Origin of the sequence: Mesorhizobium sp. BR1-1-16 (genome assembly GCF_020165495.1) — a bacterium.
In the GTDB taxonomy this organism is placed as follows: Bacteria; Pseudomonadota; Alphaproteobacteria; order Rhizobiales; family Kaistiaceae; genus Kaistia.
On record NZ_JAIUIE010000010.1, the window covers coordinates 52374 to 70398 of the forward strand.

Consider the following 18025-nt stretch of genomic DNA (forward strand, 5'->3'; position numbering starts at 1 on the left):
CGGCCCCTGGAGGAAATGACCATGACGAAGTTGCCGAGTTTCGACCTGACGGGCCGCGTCGCGCTGGTGACGGGGGCAGGCAGAGGTCTCGGCCGCGCCTCGGCCCTGGCGCTGGCGGCTGCGGGCGCCGATGTCGCGCTCGGCCTCCGCGATGCTGCCGACGATCATGGTCTCGTCGCGGAAATCGCGGATTTTGGTCGCCGCGCGGTCGCTTTGCAGCTCGATGTGCGCGATCTTGGCCAGGCTCGGCTCGCTGTCGACAAGGCGCTCGCCGCCTTCGGGCAGATCGACATTCTCGTCAACAATGCCGGCGGGGGCATCCCGATGGCGCCGATCGAGAGCGTCAGTGAGGCGGATTTCGCGGCCGTCATGGACGTCAACGTCCGCTCGACCTTCTTCATGTCGCAATATGTCGGGCGCCACATGATCGCGCGCCGACACGGCGCGATCATCAATATCGGCTCGCAGGCCGGCGCCGTGGCATTGCCGGGCGAGGGCGTCTACTGCCTTTCGAAAGCCGCCGTGGCCCATATGACGAAGTGCTTCGCGGTTGAATGGGGAATCTACGACGTACGCGTCAATTGTATCGCGCCGACCTTCATCCGAACCGATGGGACCGCGGACATGCTGGCCGACGAAGCCTTCCGTGCCGACGTCATCGACAGGATCGCGGCGCTGCATCGGATCGGTGAGCCGCATGAAGTCTCGGGCGTCGTCGCCTTCCTGGCTTCGGACGCTGCCGCCATGATCACCGGCCAGACCATCCTCGTCGATGGCGGCTGGACGGCGCGCTGAGCGCCTGTTCACTCAACGGCGGCCTTCGAGCCGCCTGCCACGCCGGGGAAGCGCCGTCACGACTCCGTCGACGTACACGGTTTCCCCGCGGCTGATGGTCTGGCGGATCGCGCCCGTGAAATGCGCGCCGACATAGGCGCTGTGGCGGTTGCGGTAGAAGAGGTCCTCCTCCGCCAGCGTGAACGCCGCATCGGGATCAACGAGAACGAGATCGGCATCGGCGCCGACCGTGATCGCGCCCTTCTGCGGATCGAGCCCGAATAGCCGGGCCGGGTTGGTTGCGGTCATTCTCGCGATCGCGGCGAGTGAAAGGCCGCGTCTCGGTCCCTCCGTTAGAAGCACCGGCAGGGTCGATTGCAGCCCGGAGATGCCGCCCCAGGCCTTGAAGATGTCGGCATCGCCGGCGGTCTTCTCCTCGATCAGGCAAGGGGAATGATCCGACGCGATGACGTCGACGGCACCAGCGAGCACGCGTTCCCAGAGCGCTTCCCGCTCGGCAGGCGCGCGCAGCGGCGGTGCGCATTTGGCGAGCGGCCCGATCCGTTCGAGATCGGTCTCGTCGAAGAACAGATAATGCGGACAGGTCTCGGCGGTGACCCTTATACCGCGCGCCTTGGCGGCGCTGATGCGGTCGATTCCGGCGGACGATGAGACATGCACGATATGCAGTCGCGCTCCCGTCTCGGCTGCGATAATGATCGCCTGGTCAATGGCGGCAAGTTCGGCCGCAATCGGCCGCGCTTCGCCCCAGGCAGCACGATCGGTGCGGCCGGCGGAGCGCAGCGTCGCGGTCAGCCCGTCCGTCATCGCCTCGTCCTCGGCATGAACGGCGAGGAAGGAGCCGAAGCCGGCAATCGCGGCCATTCCGGCCCGCATCAGCCTGGCATCGACACGCGGGAAATCCGACGCGGTGCACATGAAGGCCTTGAATCCGACGACGCCGCCGGCCTGCAGGCCGGGGAGATCGGCGAGATTGTCCTCCACGAGCCCGCCCCAGAGCGCATAGTCGACAACGCTCTTCTCGGCCGCCTGTTGCTTCAACGCCAGCGCCGCCGCATCGACGGTGGGCGGATGCGCGTTGAGTGGCATCTCGACGAATGTGGTGATCCCGCCCGCCGCCGCAGCACGGCTGCCGGTCTCGAAGCCCTCCCAATGACCACGGCCGGGTTCGGAGAAATGCACGTGACCATCGACGAGACCCGGCATCAGTACGAGGCCGGCCGCATCGATCACGTCGGTCGCCGGTAAATCGCTTTCGCCTTCGAAGATGGCCGTGATCTGCCCGTCGCTGACCGCAACGCCGCCTCGGAAGTCGCGATCCCGGGCGACGACGCGGGCGTTGCGGATGACGAGATCGGCTGGCGCCATGGCTGGACTGCTCCGGGGCTGCATGGCCGGGTCGAGGGCGCGCCTCGATCATCTGTGCCCGGCAGGGACATGACGAGGGCTGCTCCATGCAACCCGCATCCTTCGCGACGGCAATATCCGAGGCCGTGCGACGATGCGAGCCTGATTTGCGAGCAGTGGGTCATTCGGAAAATCGGCAACCATCATTCCCGTTGACCCCAGCGCTAGCGGCCGGCAAAGAGCGGAGGTCGCCGCCCTTTTGACCGCCTCGCTCAGGACCCCTTTGATGACCGAACTCGACTGTCGCCGGGACATCATCGCCCATTGCCTCAAGATGAACGCCAACGGTCTCAATCAGGGCGTATCCGGCAATATCTCGGTTCGCTTCGGGGATCGCATGCTGATCACGCCGACCTCGATCCCCTATGATCGCATGCTGCCCGAGGAGATCGTCTCGATGTCGCTCGGCGCGGATGACGGCGCCTTCGAGGGACCGAGGCCGCCCTCGACCGAATGGCGCTTTCATCGCGACATCATGCGCGCCCGGCCCGAAGTCGGCGCGATCGTCCACGCGCATCCGATGTATTGCACCAGCCTCGCGATGACACGGCGCGCGATCCCCGCCTGCCACTACATGATCGCCGTGTTCGGCGGCGACGATGTGCGCTGTGCCGATTACGCGACCTATGGAACCGAGCAGCTTTCTCTGAACGTCCTGAAGGCGATGGAGGGGCGCTCGGCGGTGCTCTTGGCCAATCACGGTGCGATCGCGACAGGCTATGACCTGCCGAACGCGATGTGGCGTGCTGTCGAACTCGAGACCATCGCGCAGCAATATTTCAACGCGCTGTTGATCGGCGGCCCGATCCTGCTGTCCGAGGGCGAAATGCGCGAGACCTTCGAAAAGGGCCTTGCCGCGAACTACGGCGGCGTCGCGCGCCCGGCCTGATGGACGGCGGCGCGGATCGCGTCGAAACGGGCCAGAACGGCCGGCAATTCACTCATATGCTCGAACACGATGTTCGGTTCGAGCGCCAGCGCCACCGGCCGCAGCTTTCCAGGCGCGATATGCGAGCCGCCAAGAAAGGCCGCGACGACCATCCCGGCCGCCTTGCCGGCTTCGATACCGGCAGGGCTATCCTCGATGACGAGGCAGTCGGCAGGCGCAAAGCCCATCGCATTGGCCGCATGAAGAAAGAGATCAGGCGCGGGCTTGCCGCGCTTGACGAGCGACGCGCTGAAGACATGCGGCATGAAACGCTCACGAAGCCCCGCCTTGCCGAGCGAAACGTCGAGGCGCTCCGGCGTGCTCGACGATGCGATGCAGACCGGGTGCCGCAGCGCCGCGACGGCAGTGGCGATGCCAGGCATCGGCTCGACTCGCGCGCGAATGCGATCGAACAGCAGTTCCTTGTAGGCCTCGATCTCTTCACTCGAGAGGCGGATGGCGAAGTCGCGGGCGAGCAGCGCTGTGACGGTCGCCCAGCTCCGCCCGAGGAAATTGCGATAGACATAATCCGCCGCGACCGGCAGGCCGATGCCTTGCAGGAATTCGGCCAAAGCAGCGATCGCCACGGGTTCGCTATCGACGACGACGCCGTCGCAGTCGAAGATCACCAGCCCGAAATCGCGCACGCGCTCGCCCTGCGTCAGGCGGCGAGATAGCGCGTCAGGGTCGCAGCCGTCCCGTCGCGCCAGAGCGCGGTGAGGGCCTCCGAGAACGCCTTGCGGAACACGTCGTTCTGTCCGACCGCGCCATAGAGGTCCTCCATCGCCAGCCAGGCGAGAGGGTCGTCCTTGGCAAGCGCCGCCGTCGCCGTCAGGCGCTCCCAATTGGGATCGTTCGGCGCGATCGTCGCCCCGCTGTCGGTCGTGCCGAAGCAATAGCGGCACCAGAGCGCCGATTCGAGCGCGAGGCCCGTGATCGGCAGGCCGCCCGACAGGCGGTCGGCGATCGTCGGGATGATGAATTTCGGCTGCCGGTTGGAGCCGTCGAGGCAGAGGCGGCGGACGGTGTCGCCAATCTTCGGATTGGCGAAGCGATGCTTGATGAGCTCGAAATAGGCGGAGATGTCGGTATCGGGGACCGGCGGCACCACGGGGACGATTTCCTCGGTCTCGACCTTCTCGAGGAAGCCGGCAACCAGCGGATGCTCCATGGCTTCATGGACGAAATGGATGTCGAGCAATCCGCCTGCATAGGCGATCACGGCGTGGCCGCCATTGAGGATGCGGATCTTCATCATCTCGAAGGGCGTCACGTCTGGCACGAACTGCACGCCGACATCTTCGAGATGCGGCCGGCCGGCCGGGAAGTTGTCCTCAAGCACCCATTGCCGGAAGTCTTCGCAGAAGACCGGCCAGGCATCCTCGATACCGAACTGGTCGGCGAGCAACTGCTTTTCGCGGTCTCCCGTCGCGGGTGTGATCCGGTCGACCATGCCGTTCGGGAAAGCGACATTGTCCTTGATCCAGGCCGCGAAGGCGGGGTCGGACAGAGCGGCAAGGCCGACGACGGCGTTGCGTGCTACGGTGCCATTATGGGGCAGGTTGTCGCAGGACATCACTGTGAACGGGATGATGCCCGCATCGCGGCGGCGCCTGAGGCCGGCGATGATCAGGCCGAACACCGTCTTTGCATGCTCCGGATCGGCAGCGTCGGCAACAATCTGCGGATTCTGGGGGTCGAAGGCTGCGGTGGCGGCATTGATGAAATAGCCGCCCTCGGTGACGGTCAGGGAGACGATGCGGATCGAAGGGTCCGCGAGAGTATCGAGAATCTTCTCGCGATCACCCGGCGCGATGGTGGCGATCATCGATCCGGTGACGCGGGCGAGCGAACTCGTCGCCTCCTGCTCGACCAGAGTCGTCAGCAGGTCCTGGTCCGCGAGCAGGGCGGCGATGCGGCCATCATGCCCGGTGACGCCGGTGCCGATGATCGCGAAATCGAAATCGCGCCCGGTGGAGAACAGATCGTCGAGATAAGCAGCCTGATGCGCGCGATGAAAATTGCCGATGCCGAAATGCAGGATGCCGGCACTGAGCGCCGCGCGGTCATAATGCGGCACGCGCGCCGTGGCGGCGATCGCGGGCAGGGTGGTGGTCGACAGCTTGATCGCCATTTCGGGGTTCTTCTCGCTACTCGATGCGTTGCCGCTCGATTCTCCGCCGGCGGCGGGCCGGATCATCCATGGCCGCGCGCCGACATTCAACCATGGCCGTGACGGCGTCGGCGCTCAGTTGCGGATCGCCAGGCCGCTCTTGTCGAAACGGTGCAGCCGTGCCGGGTCTGGATGCAGCATCACGCGTTCGCCTGCATGGAACGCCACCTCGCCCTGCGTTCGCGCCGTGAGGAGGCCGACACCAGGCACCTCGACATAGAGGAACGTGTCGCTGCCGAGATGTTCGGCGACGCTGATCGTGCCCGCCCAGCCATCGCCGTCACCCGCGACAGCAAGGTGTTCGGGACGGATTCCGATCGTCGCGGCGCCGTAGGGTTCGGCCGTTGCTCCGGTGATCAGGTTCATCTTTGGCGAACCGATGAAGCCGGCGACGAAGAGGTTGTCGGGCCGTTCATAAAGCTCTAGCGGCGAACCGACCTGCTCGACCGAACCGGCATTCAACACGACGATCTTGTCGGCCATCGTCATGGCTTCGACCTGGTCATGCGTCACATAGATCGCGGTGGTGGCGAGGCTCTTCTGCAGCCGCGCGATCTCGATGCGCATGTTGACCCTGAGCGCCGCGTCGAGATTGCTGAGCGGTTCGTCGAACAGGAAGCCTTTCGGCTCGCGGACGATGGCGCGTCCGATCGCGACGCGCTGGCGCTGGCCGCCGGAAAGCATGCGCGGCTTGCGCTCGAGATAGGGTGTCAGGTTCAGCGTTGCCGCAGCCGCGTCGACCCTCGTCCTGATCTCCTCCTTCGGCATGCCGGCCATCTTCAGGCCGAAGCCGATGTTCCCGCGCACGCTCATATGCGGATAGAGCGCATAGGACTGGAACACCATCGAGAGGCCGCGCTTGGCCGGTGGCAAGTCGACGACATTCACGCCGTCGATATAGATCTTGCCGGAGGTCACGTCCTCGAGCCCGGCGATCAGCCTGAGCAGCGTGGACTTGCCGCAGCCCGATGGGCCGACAAAGACGACGAACGCGCCGTCTTCGACCGTGAGGCTGACATTCGAAATCACCTTCACGTTGCCGAAGTGCTTCTCGACGCCTTCAAGGACGATCTTGCCCATTTTTTCTCTCCCCGTCGTCTATTTCACTGCGCCGAAAGTCATTTCACTGCGCCGAAAGTCATGCCACGCACCAACTGCTTCTGGCTGAACCAGCCGAGGATCAGGATGGGCGCGATGGCGAGCGTCGAGGCTGCGGACAATTTCGCCCAGAACAGGCCCTCGGGGCTTGAATAGGAGGCGATGAAGGCCGTGAGCGGTGCCGCATTCGCCGCCGACAGGTTCAGCGTCCAGAACGCCTCGTTCCAGGCGAGAATGACGTTGAGCAGCAGCGTCGAGGCGATACCCGGGATCGCCATCGGAAGGAGGATGTAGACGATCTCCTTCCAGAGCACCGCCCCATCCATCCGCGAGGCCTCGAGGATGTCGATCGGGATCTCGCGGAAATAGGTGTAGAGCATCCAGACCATGATTGGCAGGTTGATCAGCATCAGGATGCCGGTCAGGCCGCCGAGCGTATCGAGCAGGCCGAGATTCTTGAAGATGAGAAAGATCGGCACGAGCACACCGACGGCCGGCATCATCTTCGTGGAGAGCATCCACATCAGGATATCCTTGGTCCGCTTGGTCGGCGCGAAGGCCATCGACCAGGCGGCGGGCACCGCGATGACAAGGCCGATCAGCGTCGAGCCGACCGAGATGACAACCGAATTGAAGAAGTGCTTGAAGTAATTCGATCGCGTCTGGACCTCGAAGAAGTTCTCCAGCGTCCAGTGCGGCGGCAGGAAGGCCGGCGGAAAGAGAATGGCGTCGCCTTCGGTCTTGAAGGCGGTCAGGAATGTCCAGAGGATTGGGAAGAAGATGATGAGCGCCACGATCCAGGCCAGGATCGTGAAGGTCCATTTCTTCTGCGGGCTGATTGCGCGGGCCATGGTTCTCTCCTCACGCGTCGAGGTTCTTGCCGACAAGGCGGACGAGGAAGATCGCGACGATGTTGGCGAGGATGACCGCCACGACACCGCCCGCAGAGGCGCCGCCGACGTCATAGTCGAGCAAGGCCTGATGATAGATCAGATAGGCGATATTGGTGGAGGCATAGCCCGGCCCGCCGCTGGTCGTGACCAGGATCTCGGCGAATACCGAAAGCAGGAAGATCGTCTCGATGAGGATGACGACCGTGATCGCACGGGCAAGATGCGGCAGCGTGATGTAGACGAACAGGCTGGCGAAATTGGCGCCGTCCATGCCGGCCGCTTCCTTCTGCTCTTCGTCGAGCGACTGCAGCGCCGTCAGGAGAATGAGCGTTGCGAAGGGCAGCCACTGCCAGGCGACGATCAGGATGATCGACAGCAGGGGAAAGGTCTCGAGCCACGCAACAGGGGCAAATCCGAGCCGGGTCGCGATCCAGGCGAAGATGCCGTAGTTCGGGTTCATCAGCATGTTCTTCCAGACCAGCGCTGCGACGGTTGGCATGATGAAGAACGGCGAGATCACGAGAATGCGGACGATGCCCTGGCCATAGATGAACTGGTCAAGCAGCAGGCCGAGCAGGATGCCGCCGATCACGGTGATCGCCAGCACCGAAAGGGTCAGGATCAGCGTGTTGGCGAAGGCCTGGAAGAAGGCCGGGTCGGTCAGGAAGTATTTGTAGTTCGACCAGCCGGCAAAGCCGGCATTGACGGGATTGATAAGATTGTAATTCTGGAAAGAGTACCAGATTGTCAATAGCAGCGGCACGATCATCCAGATGAAGAGAATGATCACTGCCGGCATCAGCATGGTCCGCGCCAGCTTGCGCGTATTGACGGTCGCCGCCATTCCTGCCTCCCACCAGCCCTGTCTTCTTGGATAAGGCGCCCGCCCGCGCTCCGTACCTGTTCAGGCCGGAATTGGCGCGCGGGCTCCTCATCGAAGATCCCGTTCAAGACGAGTGCCCGGAGCCGAAGCCTCGGGCACTCGATACTTGCGCTACTTGATGTAGCCGGCCTTGGTCATGGTGCGCGTCGAGACGTCCTGCGCCTGCTTCAGCGCATCATCGACGCTGGTCTGTCCGGCGAGGGCCGCCGAGAAGATCTGGCCCACGGTGTCGCCGAGCCCCTGGAACTCGGGGATGGCGACGAACTGCACGCCGGTATAGGGCACCGGCTTGACCGTCGGCTTCGTCGGGTCTGCCGAATTGATCGAGTCGATCGTCATCTGGGCGAAGGGCGCCGCCTTCAGATAGTCGGCGTTCTTGTAGAGCGAGGTGCGCGTGCCCGGAGGAACGTTGGCCCAGCCTTCCTTGGCCGCAACGAGCTCGGTGTAGTGCTTCGAAGTCGCCCAGCCGACGAACTTCTCGGCAGCTTCAACCTTGGCAGAGCCGGCCGGGATCGCCAGCGACCACGCCCAGAGCCAGTTGCCGCGCTTGCCGAGACCGGTATCCGGCGCGAGCGCGAAGCCGACCTTGTCGGCGACGGTCGAGGCCTTCGGGTCGGTCACGAACGAGCCAGCGACCGTGGCATCGATCCACATGCCGCACTTGCCCTGCTGGAACAGAGTGAGGTTTTCGTTGAAGCCATTCGACGAAGCGCCGGCAGGGCCATCGGCCTTCATGAGGTCGACATAGAACTGCAGCGTGTTCTTCCATTCCGGCTGGTCGAACTGCGGCTGCCACTTCTCGTCGAACCAGCGCGCGCCGAACGAGTTCGACATCGCGGTGAGGAACGCCATGTTCTCGCCCCAGCCGGCCTTGCCGCGGAGGCAGACGCCGTTGATGCCATTGGCGCGGTCGGTCATCTTGTCGGCCGCCTGGCGAATGAAGTCCCAAGTCGGCGCGTCGGGCATCGTCAGCCCGGCCTTCTCCATCAGGTCCTTGCGATACATGACATAGCTCGACTCGCCGTAGAACGGCGCTGCGTAGAGCTTGCCATCGGTCGAGAGGCCCGATCGGATGGCCGGGAGCAGGTCGTCGACGTCATAGTCGGCGCCGAGATTGTCGAGCGGCACCAGCCAGCCGTTCTTCGACCAGATCGGGACCTCATAGGTGCCGATGGTGAGCACGTCGTATTGCCCGCCCTTGGTGGCGATGTCGGTCGTCACCTTCTGGCGCAGCTGGTTTTCCTCGAGGGTGACCCACTGCAGCTTGATGTCGGGATTGGCCTTGGTGAAATCGTCCGTCATGGTCTGCATGCGGACCATGTCGCCATTATTGACGGTTGCGATGGTGAGCGTGGTCTCGGCCAGAGCCGGTCCAGCCGCTGCGATCGCGACCAGCGAGGCAAAGCCCGCAAGGTGTCGGTTGAGTTTCATTACATCCTCCCTGTATCGGGCATTTGCCCGACGAGCGGGAAAATACTCACAAGAGGGCAGGGGCGGTCAACGAAATTCGATCTTGCGTTGCACAATGCGAGAGAGTTGAAGCGGTGCGGCCGTCAGTCCGCGAGCAGCATCGCCGCCATGACTTCGTCCGTGACGAGGCCATTGACGAGGCGTCCGGTCAAGGCCGCGCCGATCGCCTGGCGCTTGCGTGCGCCGGCGGCGATGCCGATCACCAGCCCGAGATCCCGGTCTGGCACCGGCGCCGAAGCGATCCGGTCATTGGTCCCGATATCGAGGATGCGGCCTTCGGCATCAAATGCCCAACCGATGATTTCGCCGACGGCGCCGGACCGCTCCAGCAGTACCTGCTCGCCGCCGCTGAGGAAGCCATCGAGAACCATGGCTGAGTCGCTCGCCATGTCGCCGATGCCGATGAAGGTGACCTCGGCGCGTTCGGCCAGGGCCAGGGTCGGCTTGATCATCGCCTGGGCATGCAGCGTTTCCCGCTCATGGCTCGACGAGGCGACGACGGGGAAGGGGAGCGGGAAGGTGGCGCCGCTGATCCGTCCGGCCAGCGAATAGATCACGCTGTGATGCGAGGTGCTGCCATCCGGCAGGATGCTGCCGGTCAGCGAGACGACGCGATGCTGCGGGCAGTCGATATGCAGCATCTGGTCAACCGAAGCCTGCAGCGAGCGCCCCGTTCCGATGGCCATCACGAGCGGGTCGGTTCGCGACAGCCAGCGCTCCATTTCCGCCGCCGCCGCGCGTGCGATGCCGCCGAGCGCTCCGGGCGCCGCCGGGTCGGCCGGCACGATCTCGCAATGGCGAAGCTGGAAACGGTCGGTGAGGCGGCGCGCGAGTTCGAGGCAGGCGGCGATCGGGTGGTCGATGCGCACCTTGACGAGGCCTTCGGCAACGGCAAGCGAGACGAGACGCTGCGCGGCCTGGCGGGAGACACCGAGCTTCTGGGCGATCTGATCCTGTGTGTTCTCGGCGACGTAGTAGAGCCACGCGGCCCGTGACGCGTCCTCGAGCCTCTCGGACGAAACCATGGTCGATCGACCCCTGCTCAATTGGCTCGGCGCCAATGCCATGCCTTCCGCTGCCGGCCCCTGCGGAAAGCCGCGGCAGGCTAGCGGTGCGGACCGGCGAAATCCATGGTCGATTGAAAGTCGTTCAATACCAGCCGGGCTTCAGCCCGCTGCCGAGCATCTCGTCATAGACGTCGCGTCGGCGGTCGCGCATGACCTGGTTGAAATCGTTCCAGTTCCGCTTCCGCCGCGCATCGGCGAGATTGACGGTTGCGACCAGGATTTCCTCGCCGTCAGGGCTTGCAGGTCCGGCGACCGGCCATCCCGTCTGGCCGACGATGAGGCTCTGCCCGATGAAGGGCTGGCCGCGCTCCGTTCCGACCCGGTCGGCGCAGACAACAAAGACCGAGTTCGAATGCGCCGCGCCCATGACGATGATGTTGGCCATCGCCTCGCGTTTCGGGTCCTGACCGGGGATCGGCACCCAGTTGGTCGGCACGCAGACGATTTCAGCGCCCTGGAGTGCCGCGAGGCGGAAGCTCTCCGGGAACCAGCAATCATAGCAGATGTGGCAGCCGATCCGGCCGAAAGGCGTATCGAAGACCGGAAAGCCGAGATTGCCCGGCGCGAAATACAGCGCCTCGTCGCCCCACAGATGCACCTTGCGATAGCGCCCGATCAGCCCGTCCGGTCCGACGATGACGGCTGAATTGTAGAGGAGAGCGCCGTCGCGTTCCGTGATGCCGGCGACGATGACGAGGCCGAGCCGGCGGGCGACATCCAGCCAGGCGCGGGTCGAGGGTCCGTCCGGAATGGTCTCGGCCAGCCCCTGCGCCTCGGTCCGGTTCTCGAACACATAGCCGGTGTTGCACAGTTCCGGCAGAACGACGAGACGCGCCCCTTTGGCAGCCGCTTCCTCGATCAACGCCACCGAGCGCGCAACATTGCGCTCGACCGCTCCGATCAGCGGCTCCATCTGGATCGATGCGACCGTCAGCGGCGCTTCCTTGACGCGAGTGGCGGGCATCGTCCGGGCTCCCTTGGTGCTGCGATCTCAGGTCCGGGCGACCGCCCAGGTGATCATCTGCTCGAACAGGCGGCCATAGCCTTCCCAGGCGACGAATTCCGGCGGCAGCCAATGCGGGCCGACATCGGAGGTCCACACGACCGTGCGGCCCTCGCCATGGCGCCGCGTCGCCAGCAGCGGCAGTGCGCCATATTCCGTGGAAACGGTGGCGAGGATCTCGGCGTCCGGCTTGACCATCACCTCGTTGAAGCCAAGCAGCGGCGGCCATTCGCCACCGAGGCCCGCAAGGATCGGATGCGCGGCATCGCCGGTGACGACAGGTGTGAAGCCCTCGGGAACCTCGACGCGGTCGTCATAGGGATGGCAGGTGACAGGCAGCGTCGCCTCGACCGCGGTGCCGCGATAGCGCGCGGCACCGTTGATGCCCTGGAAGCTGTAATAGCCGCCGAGCATGAGCAGCGCGCCGCCCTTGGCAACCCAGTCGCGGAGCGCGATGAGACGGTTCGGCGTCCGCTTCGAATTGAGCCAGGTGTCGGGATGCAGCAACAGCGTGTTGGCGCCAATATCGGAGAGGATCACCGCGTCATAGGCGTCCAGCGCCTCGACCGTCTGCGGGAAGTCGCGCTGCGCCTCATGCGAGGGCATGAACGTAACCTCGAACCCGCGTTCGCGCAGAAGGGCGAGCAGCGGGTCGGCGCCGGTATGATACGTCACCGAGTTGAACTGGTCGAAGCCCTTGAAATGTGTTGCGGACGAGACCCAGGATTCGCCCGCCAGAAGAACCTTCAACCCCGTCATGACCCGTTTCCTCATCTGTTGCAGCGCAAGACGTCCGGAATTGCGCAATGAATGTCAAGAGACTTGAATAATCGCTAGAAAGTTGGCGGCGTGTTGACCCAGAAGATGCTCGCGCGCTCGGTTCCGACATTGCGATAGTGATGCGGCAGCTCCGATTCGAAAACGAAGCTGTCGCCGGGCTTCAGGTGAAAGCTGCGATCACCGACGCTGAGCTCCACCTCGCCGCAAATGACATAGCCGACCTCCTCCCCCACATGGCGGATCGGCCCGGCGCTGGCGCCGCCTTCGTCGACATGGTGGATATTGCACTGGAGCAGATGCCCCGACGAATAGGGAATGACGCGCTCCAGCGTGATCCCGTCGCCCTGGCGCAGCGGATCCAGGGCGATCAGCGGCCGCGCGCCGGCTCGGAAGATGATGCCTTCCTCGCCGTCCACCTCCTCGAACATCCAGCCGATATTGGTTTCCAGCACCTGGACAAGCCGATGCAGCATCGGCAGCGACGGTGATGCCTTGCCGTTCTCGATCTTCGAGAGAAGGCTCTCGGAACAGCCGGCCGCGTCGGCAACGTCCTTGAGCGTCATGCCACGGATCTGCCGCGCCAGCTTCACGCGCATGCCGAGCCGCATCTCCGCCGTGAGAGCTAGTTCGTCCGCGACCTTCGCCCGCTTCGCCATCGTCATTCCAATCAATTCCGCCGGTCCGCGCCCGGGATCGGAAGCACATCATCCACCGCTGGCCGCGCTTGCGCAACCGCATTGACATCAGTTCAAGTCTCTTGAATGATGTTGTGAACTTCGAGCCTCGCCGAAACGGACGAGCGCGACGGTAGCAGGGGGCCTGGGCAATGTCGCCCGTTTCAAACCGCTTTCAGATCATCGTCGGCGCAGGTTTCGCGCCTTGAGCCCCGCTCGGGTCGATGGCGCACGGCTTCTGTCGCGGCTCGATGCCTTCGCAGCGATCGGGGGTCTTGCCAATGGCGGTGTCGATCGCCCCGCCTTCTCGCTGGCGGATCGGCAGGCGCGCCGTCTGATCGCGGATCTCGCGCTGGCACGCGGCTTTTCGGTCGCGCAGGACAGCGTCGCCAATCTGTTCATCCGACGCGGTGCCGATATGGGGCCGCCGCTGCTGATCGGCAGCCATCTCGATAGCCAGCCGACGGGCGGACGCTTCGATGGTGCGCTCGGGACGCTCACTGCGTTTGAAGTGCTGGAAGCACTGGAGGACGCCGGCGTCGAGACGGAAACGCCCGTCGAACTGGTGGTCTGGTCCAATGAGGAGGGAAGCCGCTTCGCACCGGGCGCCATGGGATCGCAGGCCTTTGCTGCTGGTGTGATGCCTTCAGGCGAGAAGCGCGGCGTCGATGGAGCGGAGCTTCTCGTTGCCATCGCCGAGACGCGCGCAGCCCTTGCTGGAACGGCGGATCGGCCCCTTGGCTTTCCGATCGCCGGTTACCTCGAACTGCATATCGAACAGGGGCCGATCCTCGAACGCGCGGGCATTCCCATCGGCGCCGTCGAGGGTATCCAGGGCACCACCTGGCTCGCCGTTACGATGACCGGCGAGAGCAGCCATGCCGGCACCACGCCGCTCGATGCGCGCCGCGACGCCGCGGCAGCCCTCATCGCCGCGCTCGCCCGGCTTCAGGACACCATCATGCCAAGCGATGCGGCCGCGCGTTTCACGGCCGGCCGCCTCGTTTCGCGGCCGGATTCGATCAACGTAGTCGCACAGCGGGCGTCCTGCACGCTGGACATGCGTCATCCGAAGGCCGACCGGCTCGCCGCGATGCAAGCGGAGGTCCGTGCGGTGCTCTCGGAAGCCGCCGCCACTCATGGCTGCAGCCTCGACATCGAAGTGCTCCTTGACGTGCCACCGGCTGCTTTCGACGCCGGGATGGTCGCCGCGGTCGAGGTCGCGGCTGAGCAGCTGAGGCTGCCGTCGCGCCGCATGGTCTCAGGCGCTTTTCATGATGCGCTGTCGATGGCCGCGATCGCGCCGAGCGCGATGATCTTCGTGCCGTGCCGCGGCGGCATCAGTCACAATGAGCGGGAATTCGTCGAACCGGACCATGTCGTGGCCGGCGCGGGGGTCCTGCTGGGTGCAACAATCGAAGCGGCGCGCCGACTGGCCCAAAGAGGTCCGGCGGGCGCCGAGCTGAACCAGAGGAAGAGGATCGGAACATGAGCATGAAGCTGACGAGACGTGCGGTGCTGGGTAGCCTTGCCGTTGCCACTGCGCTGATGGGCGCTCCGCTGCCCGGTAATGCCGCCGAACTGACGAAGCTGACCTTCGTTCAGGAATGGCCGACGCCGGACGGCTTCTGGATTCCGTGGATCCTCGGTTCCAAGAAGGGTTTCTATGCCGAAGAGGGTCTCGAACTCGAGATCGTCGTGCCGCCGACCGTTGCCGACACGATGAAATTCCTCGGCACGGGCCGTGCGCAGGTGGCCTTCACCACCGTCATGGACGTGATCTTCGCGCGCGGCGAGCAGGCGCCGGTGACCGCCATTGCCCGTTACGGGCGGGGCAACAACTGGGGTATCATCAGCCCCGAAGGCAAGCCGCTGACGGTCGCCGACCTCAAGGGCAAGCGCATCGGCATCTACAATGATGCCTGGACCAAGGCGCAGCTCGGCATGATGCTGGCCGACGCCAAGCTGACGCTCGACGATGTCGAGATGGTCGCAGCTGCCGACGATACCGTGCCCCTGCTGCTCCAGAACCGCGTCGACGCGATCACCGGCATCACCAATGCCGAGGGCACCGAGATGATGACGGCTGGCAACCAGAAGGCTGCCTTCCTGCCGGCAACAGAGCATGGCGTGCCGAACACGCCCATCTTCATGCTCGCCGGCAACGACGACTGGCTGAAGGCGCACCCGGATCAGGCCAAGGCCTTCCTGCGCGCCACCGAGAAGAGCATCCGCTATGCGGCTGAGCATCCGGCCGAGGGCGTTGCTGCCTTCCACGAACTCTATGCCAAGGCCTTCGACGAGAAGTTCATCACGCAGCAATGGACCGACACGATCCCGCTGTTCGGTGCGCTGGGCGAGGACCTGATGGTCAATAACGAGGCCGACTGGACCGCGCTTCTGGCCGCGCTGACCAAGTTCGGTGTCGTCAAGGAGGTCGCGGCGCCCTCGACCTATTTTACGAACGCCTATCTCGCCAAGTAGTCGGCGCACACAAGAACAAGAATCAAGGGAGTCAGTCGATGTCCGGACCCGTCGCCGTCAAACGCATCACACCTGCCTGGAGCTACAAGCCGGGTCCGGATGTCTCCGACACGCCTCCGCCCGGACTTGTTCGGGCGCAGGCCCTCGCAAGGCAGGCTTGCGCCGTTGGGCTCGCCGCGCTGGAGCCGGGAATGACCGAACAGGACATCGACCTGGTCGTCAGCGACTTTCTCGCCCGCAACGGGATCGAGCATGTCTGGACGATCACCGTGGTGGGGCTCGGCGAGAACGCTAAGGTCTGCTTCCCCACCAACGGCCCCGGCGCCATGAAGGCGGCGGAGCGCGACGTGCTGATGCTCGACGTTCATCCGATCACGCCGGATGGCTCCTGGGGCGATTGCACGCGTTGCCGCGTTCTCGGTGATTATCCCGAGGCGAGGACGGCGCTTGCCGATCTTGAGCGCATCCATGCCAAGACGCTCGATTCTTGCCGGCCCGGCATGCCGGCCAAGGAACTATTCGGCTTCTGTCACGAGTTGCTGGTCGCCGACGGTTTCGTGCTGCTCGATCTCCTCGGCAATATCGGCCATTCGCTGACGGCGGGCGCCGCCTATCTTCACAACTTCATCGATGCCGGTAATGACGCACCGATGTGGGGCGCCTGGGCGATCGAGCCGTTTGCGTCGCGGGACGATATCGCCGTCAAGGTCGAGGATCTCGTCTGGTTCGGCCGCGACACGTGCACGGTCATTTGAAGGTCCAGCCCGATACGATGACCGACGCCGCCCCGCCCAAGCTCGCCCTCCATGCCGTCACGCAGCGCTTCGGCGAGACGTTGGCGCTTTCTCCGACTGACCTTTCCGTCCGCGCCGGCGAATTCGTCTCGGTCGTCGGCCCGTCGGGCTGCGGCAAGAGCACGATGTTCAACATTATCGCCGGCGTGCTGCAGCCGACAGGCGGGCGCGTGCTCATCGATGGCCGCGACGTGACGGGGAGGGCCGGCGAGGTCGGCTACATGCTGCAGAAGGACCTGCTGCTGCCTTGGCGCACCGTGCTGGACAACATCGTGCTCGGCGCGCTGCTGAAGGGCAAGGCCGGGCCGAAGGAGCGGGCCGAGGGCGTGGCGCTTGCCCGCCGCTACGGGCTCGGCGACTTCATCAATCACTACCCCTCGGCGCTCTCGGGTGGCATGCGCCAGCGCGCGGCGCTGATGCGCACGCTCGCCATGCACCGCGACGTGCTGCTGCTCGACGAGCCCTTCGGCGCGCTCGACTCGCAGACCCGCTTCGCGATGCAGCAATGGCTGCTCAGCGTCTGGGAACGCGAACGGCGCACCATCGTCTTCGTCACGCATGACATCGACGAGGCGGTGTTCCTCTCTGACCGCGTCGTCGTCATGTCGCCGCGGCCCGGCCGCATCCGCGAGGTGATCGAGGTTCCGATCCCGCGCCCGCGCCCGGTCTCGGCGCTGACCAGCCCGGTCTTCAGCACGATCAAGCAGCGGATCATCGACCTGATCTACGAAAACAGCCCCGCTCTGGAGCTTGCGCATGTCTGAACGCTACGCGCTGCTGCTGAAGTTACTATATCCCGTGGTCGCCCTGGTTCTGGTGATCGCCGGCTGGGCGCTCGCGGTCGATGCCTTCGAGATCCCGCGCTATGTCATGCCCTCGCCGATGGATGTCGCAAACCACATCGCCGACGACTGGCCGGCGCTGGTGAAGGGGTTCGGCCAGACCTTCATGGAGTTCCTGCTCGGGTTTCTCGCCGGAGCGATCGCCGGTTTCGTATTCGCCGTCCTGATGGACGCCTCGCGGCCAGTTCGCGGCATTCTCTATCCGGTCCTGATCACTAGCCAGGCGATCCCGATCGTCGCCATCTCCGCGGCGCTGACGATCTGGCTCGGCTTCGGCCTCGCGCCGAAGCTCGTGATCGTGGCGCTGGTCGTGTTCTTCCCGGTCGTCGTCAATGTTCTCGATGGCCTCGCCTCGGTCGACAAGGACATCCTCAATCTTGTCCGCTCGATGGGCGCCTCGCGCTTCAGCATCTTCCGCCATGTGAAGCTGCCCGCGACCTATACGCCGCTGTTCTCGGCGCTGAAGCTGTCCGCGACCTTCTCGGTCACCGGCGCCGTCATTGCCGAATGGACCGCCTCGACCAGCGGCGGCATCGGCGCCTATCTGCTGCAGGCCAATTCCCGCCTGAATACCGCCGGAACCTTTGCGGCGATCGTCTTCCTCGCATTGCTCGGCCTTGTCAGCTTCCTGCTCGTCATCGCCGCCGAATATTGGCTGACGCCCTGGCGCTCCGGCTCGAAGGCGCGCCGCTGGTCGTCCAGCTACTGGAAGGACTGAAGCCGGGCGCAGTGAA

Annotated in this window: 18 protein-coding genes; 7 read left to right on the plus strand and 11 right to left on the minus strand. The window is 64.7% G+C overall.

Annotated features, from left to right (window positions below):
- Positions 1-15 precede the first annotated feature (15 nt).
- Complete coding sequence (locus LB518_RS18805) at positions 16-795, plus strand: SDR family NAD(P)-dependent oxidoreductase (RefSeq protein WP_502845848.1); 780 nt, start codon at positions 16-18, stop codon at positions 793-795.
- 12 nt (positions 796-807) lie between these two features.
- Here the strand turns inward: LB518_RS18805 and allB are convergent, their stop codons facing one another.
- Complete coding sequence (allB, locus tag LB518_RS18810; RefSeq protein WP_224579338.1) at positions 808-2163, minus strand: allantoinase AllB; 1356 nt, start codon at positions 2161-2163, stop codon at positions 808-810.
- Positions 2164-2428: 265 nt separating this feature from the next.
- Here allB and LB518_RS18815 point away from each other — a divergent pair, with 265 nt between their 5' ends.
- On the plus strand, positions 2429-3091 hold the full coding sequence (locus LB518_RS18815) for a class II aldolase/adducin family protein (RefSeq protein ID WP_224579340.1): 663 nt from the start codon (positions 2429-2431) through the stop codon (positions 3089-3091).
- Here LB518_RS18815 and LB518_RS18820 read toward each other — a convergent pair.
- The 10 genes from LB518_RS18820 to LB518_RS18865 form a co-directional block, all read right to left on the minus strand.
- Positions 3064-3777, minus strand: a complete 714-nt coding sequence (locus tag LB518_RS18820; protein ID WP_224579342.1) for an HAD family hydrolase — start codon at positions 3775-3777, stop codon at positions 3064-3066. The genes LB518_RS18815 and LB518_RS18820 overlap by 28 nt on opposite strands.
- A 14-nt stretch (positions 3778-3791) precedes the next feature.
- Positions 3792-5264, minus strand: coding sequence for a mannitol dehydrogenase family protein (locus LB518_RS18825; protein WP_224579343.1), 1473 nt, complete (start codon positions 5262-5264; stop codon positions 3792-3794).
- A gap of 114 nt (positions 5265-5378) precedes the next feature.
- Entirely contained in the window at positions 5379-6383 is a 1005-nt protein-coding gene (locus tag LB518_RS18830) for an ABC transporter ATP-binding protein (RefSeq protein ID WP_224579344.1), read from the minus strand.
- A 38-nt stretch (positions 6384-6421) separates the two neighbouring features.
- Entirely contained in the window at positions 6422-7252 is an 831-nt protein-coding gene (locus LB518_RS18835; RefSeq protein ID WP_224579345.1) for a carbohydrate ABC transporter permease, read from the minus strand.
- 10 nt (positions 7253-7262) lie between these two features.
- Positions 7263-8138, minus strand: coding sequence for a carbohydrate ABC transporter permease (locus LB518_RS18840; RefSeq protein ID WP_224579346.1), 876 nt, complete (start codon positions 8136-8138; stop codon positions 7263-7265).
- 150 nt (positions 8139-8288) lie between these two features.
- The gene (locus LB518_RS18845) at positions 8289-9608 is read right to left on the minus strand and encodes an ABC transporter substrate-binding protein (RefSeq protein WP_224579347.1); all 1320 of its coding nucleotides are present in this window, start codon (positions 9606-9608) and stop codon (positions 8289-8291) included.
- Between the two features lie 122 nt (positions 9609-9730).
- Positions 9731-10672, minus strand: coding sequence for a sugar-binding transcriptional regulator (locus LB518_RS18850; protein WP_224579348.1), 942 nt, complete (start codon positions 10670-10672; stop codon positions 9731-9733).
- A 124-nt stretch (positions 10673-10796) separates the two neighbouring features.
- Entirely contained in the window at positions 10797-11678 is an 882-nt protein-coding gene (locus LB518_RS18855) for a nitrilase family protein (RefSeq protein WP_224579349.1), read from the minus strand.
- A 27-nt stretch (positions 11679-11705) separates the two neighbouring features.
- The gene (locus LB518_RS18860; protein WP_224579350.1) at positions 11706-12476 is read right to left on the minus strand and encodes a glutamine amidotransferase; all 771 of its coding nucleotides are present in this window, start codon (positions 12474-12476) and stop codon (positions 11706-11708) included.
- A gap of 74 nt (positions 12477-12550) precedes the next feature.
- On the minus strand, positions 12551-13153 hold the full coding sequence (locus LB518_RS18865; protein WP_353619969.1) for a cupin domain-containing protein: 603 nt from the start codon (positions 13151-13153) through the stop codon (positions 12551-12553).
- A gap of 223 nt (positions 13154-13376) precedes the next feature.
- Between LB518_RS18865 and LB518_RS18870 the strand changes: the two genes are divergently transcribed.
- Genes LB518_RS18870 through LB518_RS18890 form a run of 5 tightly spaced genes read left to right on the plus strand, consistent with a single transcriptional unit; the run spans position 13377 to position 18009 of the window.
- A complete protein-coding gene (locus LB518_RS18870) occupies positions 13377-14663 on the plus strand; it encodes a hydantoinase/carbamoylase family amidase (protein ID WP_224579353.1) in 1287 nt (428 codons plus the stop codon).
- Complete coding sequence (locus LB518_RS18875) at positions 14660-15655, plus strand: ABC transporter substrate-binding protein (protein WP_224579355.1); 996 nt, start codon at positions 14660-14662, stop codon at positions 15653-15655. Before LB518_RS18870 ends, LB518_RS18875 begins: the two co-directional genes overlap by 4 nt.
- Before the next feature lie 38 nt (positions 15656-15693).
- Positions 15694-16410 carry a M24 family metallopeptidase gene (locus tag LB518_RS18880; RefSeq protein ID WP_224579356.1) on the plus strand — a complete coding sequence of 239 codons (717 nt, stop codon included), beginning with the start codon at positions 15694-15696 and terminating at the stop codon, positions 16408-16410.
- Positions 16411-16427: 17 nt separating this feature from the next.
- The gene (locus LB518_RS18885) at positions 16428-17213 is read left to right on the plus strand and encodes an ABC transporter ATP-binding protein (protein ID WP_224579358.1); all 786 of its coding nucleotides are present in this window, start codon (positions 16428-16430) and stop codon (positions 17211-17213) included.
- Positions 17206-18009 (plus strand): ABC transporter permease, encoded by an 804-nt coding sequence (locus tag LB518_RS18890; RefSeq protein ID WP_224579360.1) that lies wholly within the window; start codon positions 17206-17208, stop codon positions 18007-18009. Before LB518_RS18885 ends, LB518_RS18890 begins: the two co-directional genes overlap by 8 nt.
- The last annotated feature ends 16 nt before the right edge of the window (positions 18010-18025 follow it).

Bases quoted from the DNA above. Each gene is read 5' to 3' on its own strand.
- LB518_RS18845 (WP_224579347.1), bottom strand. From the start codon at position 9,608: ATGAAACTCAACCGACACCTTGCGGGCTTTGCCTCGCTGGTCGCGATC.
- LB518_RS18840 (WP_224579346.1), bottom strand. From the start codon at position 8,138: ATGGCGGCGACCGTCAATACGCGCAAGCTGGCGCGGACCATGCTGATG.
- LB518_RS18830 (WP_224579344.1), bottom strand. From the start codon at position 6,383: ATGGGCAAGATCGTCCTTGAAGGCGTCGAGAAGCACTTCGGCAACGTG.
- allB (WP_224579338.1), bottom strand. From the start codon at position 2,163: ATGGCGCCAGCCGATCTCGTCATCCGCAACGCCCGCGTCGTCGCCCGG.
- LB518_RS18865 (WP_353619969.1), bottom strand. From the start codon at position 13,153: ATGGCGAAGCGGGCGAAGGTCGCGGACGAACTAGCTCTCACGGCGGAG.
- LB518_RS18855 (WP_224579349.1), bottom strand. From the start codon at position 11,678: ATGCCCGCCACTCGCGTCAAGGAAGCGCCGCTGACGGTCGCATCGATC.
- LB518_RS18850 (WP_224579348.1), bottom strand. From the start codon at position 10,672: ATGGTTTCGTCCGAGAGGCTCGAGGACGCGTCACGGGCCGCGTGGCTC.
- LB518_RS18890 (WP_224579360.1), top strand. From the start codon at position 17,206: ATGTCTGAACGCTACGCGCTGCTGCTGAAGTTACTATATCCCGTGGTC.
- LB518_RS18880 (WP_224579356.1), top strand. From the start codon at position 15,694: ATGTCCGGACCCGTCGCCGTCAAACGCATCACACCTGCCTGGAGCTAC.
- LB518_RS18815 (WP_224579340.1), top strand. From the start codon at position 2,429: ATGACCGAACTCGACTGTCGCCGGGACATCATCGCCCATTGCCTCAAG.
- LB518_RS18860 (WP_224579350.1), bottom strand. From the start codon at position 12,476: ATGACGGGGTTGAAGGTTCTTCTGGCGGGCGAATCCTGGGTCTCGTCC.
- LB518_RS18825 (WP_224579343.1), bottom strand. From the start codon at position 5,264: ATGGCGATCAAGCTGTCGACCACCACCCTGCCCGCGATCGCCGCCACG.
- LB518_RS18885 (WP_224579358.1), top strand. From the start codon at position 16,428: ATGACCGACGCCGCCCCGCCCAAGCTCGCCCTCCATGCCGTCACGCAG.
- LB518_RS18805 (WP_502845848.1), top strand. From the start codon at position 16: ATGACCATGACGAAGTTGCCGAGTTTCGACCTGACGGGCCGCGTCGCG.
- LB518_RS18875 (WP_224579355.1), top strand. From the start codon at position 14,660: ATGAGCATGAAGCTGACGAGACGTGCGGTGCTGGGTAGCCTTGCCGTT.
- LB518_RS18835 (WP_224579345.1), bottom strand. From the start codon at position 7,252: ATGGCCCGCGCAATCAGCCCGCAGAAGAAATGGACCTTCACGATCCTG.